This is a genomic window from Kitasatospora sp. NPDC007106 (genome assembly GCF_040634455.1).
Taxonomy (GTDB): Bacteria; Actinomycetota; Actinomycetes; order Streptomycetales; family Streptomycetaceae; genus Kitasatospora; species Kitasatospora arboriphila.
The window spans coordinates 1-1,470 of sequence record NZ_JBEYFP010001195.1 but is presented as its reverse complement, the minus strand read 5'-3'; the positions used below and the strand labels follow the sequence as shown (position 1 = coordinate 1,470).

2 protein-coding genes and 1 pseudogene are annotated in these 1,470 nt (G+C 77.3%); 2 read left to right on the top strand and 1 reads right to left on the bottom strand.

Going from position 1 to position 1,470, the window contains the following annotated elements:
• Together ABZ641_RS37080 and ABZ641_RS37075 are read left to right on the top strand one after the other, a co-directional pair.
• A partial coding sequence (locus ABZ641_RS37080) for a LysR substrate-binding domain-containing protein (RefSeq protein ID WP_359988973.1) occupies positions 1-423 on the top strand: 423 nt, incomplete at its 5' end.
• A gap of 98 nt (positions 424-521) precedes the next feature.
• On the top strand, positions 522-734 hold the full coding sequence (locus ABZ641_RS37075) for a PLDc N-terminal domain-containing protein (RefSeq protein WP_344628364.1): 213 nt from the start codon (positions 522-524) through the stop codon (positions 732-734).
• A 256-nt stretch (positions 735-990) separates the two neighbouring features.
• Here the strand turns inward: ABZ641_RS37075 and ABZ641_RS37070 are convergent.
• A pseudogene (locus ABZ641_RS37070) lies at positions 991-1,470 on the bottom strand (hypothetical protein); the annotation flags it as partial.

Sequence of the window (1,470 nt, the reverse complement as noted above, 5' to 3'; positions counted from 1 at the left end):
GTCGGCCGGGCGCAGCCGGCCGACCTCGCCGGACTGCGCCTACTGCTGCCCGCGGCCGCCGGCCGGCTGGACTTCCTGGGCGCCTTCGCCGCACGGTTCGCCCTCCCGGTGGAGCCGGGCGGCGCGAACCTCGGCCTCGGCCACCTGCTGGAGCGGGTCCGGGCCGGCGGCGACGGCTTCGCCCTGCTGCCCGCGGAACTCCCGCTCGGCGACGGGCCCGGCATCGCGGTGGTGCCCATCACCGACCCGACCCCGCTCTACGCCTGGTCGCTGGTCTGGCACCGGGACCGGCCGCACCCGGGCGTCCCGGCCCTGCTCGACGCCTTCGCCGCGGCCGGGCGCCGCCGCCGCTGGCTGGAGTACCGGCCCGGCCTCGACTGGCTGCCCGGTGCCGAGGACCTCGCCGCCGTACCGGACGCCTGAGGGGCCGCGGCGGGTCTTGACGGGCGGCGGCCCGCGTCGAAGGCTTCGGTGAGCGGCCGCCCGGCCGCCCCGGTCCGGACCCGAAGGGGCATCGCCGCATGGTCACCGCCGCCCTGTCCCCGTCACCCGGGACGATCGCCGCCCTCGTCCCGCTGCTTGCCCTCGTCCCCGCCGTGACCTGCATGGTCGACATCTCCCGCCACCCCGACACCCGCCGCTGGCCGCCGCAGACCTGGATGGTGATCTGCCTGCTCGGGAACGTCCTCGGGCTGGTGGCGTACCTCCTGTACGGGCGGAGCCCGCGCCGCTGACCCGTGCCGCGCCCGGTGGCCGCCCGCAGGCCGATCCGGGCCCGGTGTGGAACGGTGGGACGGGGGCCGGCTGTGAGAGGAGCGGTCATGTCGTCGAAACGGCGTCGCAAGAAGAAGGCACGTGCCCGGCGCGGAGCGAACCACGGGCGTCGTCCGCAGTGCTGAGCAGCAGCTGTACCGAACCACCCGCGGAGCGGTCACCGGCACGGGCCGGTGACCGCTCTCGTACGCGGGGATCAGGAGGCCGGGCCGCCGGTCAGGGCCGGCACTGACCGGTGCGCGGTCCCGTCACGGTGGTGCCGGTGGTGGACGGCTCCGGCCGGTTGCCCTCGCAGTGCAGCGGGCCGGACACGGTGTTCGCCTCGAAGACCGGGACGGCGGTGCCGCCCGTGGTGCCGGTGATCCGGACGGGGCCGGTCAGGGTGTTGGCGGCGGCGCGCAGGCCCCCGGTGTTGGCGTCCAGCGTGAGCGGCCCGGTGAGCGTGTTGCCCGGGCAGTCCGCCGGGTGCCGTGCGTCGGAGCCGAAGACCAGCGGTCCCGTCGTCCCGGTCACGGTCACCCGGCCGGTCAGGCTGGAACCGCACACCGTCACGGCCAGGGCGCCGTCCGCGGTGAGCGGCCCGGTGAGCTCGGCGTCCGAGACCGCCAGCGCGCCGCCGGGCCGGACGGTGACCGGGCCGGTCTGCCGGGCGCCGTCGGCCAGGCAGAGCGCCTGACCGGGTGCCACGGTGAGCGG

Coding starts and splice junctions, on each gene's coding strand:
- ABZ641_RS37075 (WP_344628364.1), top strand. CDS start 522: ATGGTCACCGCCGCCCTGTCCCCGTCACCCGGGACGATCGCCGCCCTC.